Here is a 244-nt window from a genome sequence, read left to right on the forward strand (position 1 = left end):
CGCCAGGGCGACCGGGCTCGGGTAGTCGAACACCAGCGTCGCCGGCAGTCGGAGACCCGTCGCGCCGTTGAGCTCGTTGCGCAGCTCGACCGCCGTCAGGGAGTCGAAACCGAGCTCCTTGAACGCCCGGCCCGCCTCCACGGCGGTGGTGTCCGGGTAGCCAAGCACCGAGGCGATGCGGGTCCGAACCAGGTCGAGCACCGCCTGCTCCCGCTCGGCCGCAGGCAGCGCGAGCAGGCGAGCG

1 protein-coding gene is annotated in these 244 nt (G+C 73.0%); it reads right to left on the minus strand.

The window, feature by feature from the left end:
* The coding region (locus tag UK12_RS35930; protein ID WP_156179208.1) for an acyl carrier protein at positions 1 to 244 on the minus strand (244 nt) is incomplete at both ends.

It is taken from the genome of Saccharothrix sp. ST-888 (genome assembly GCF_000955975.1).
Classification (GTDB): Bacteria; Actinomycetota; Actinomycetes; order Streptomycetales; family Streptomycetaceae; genus Kitasatospora.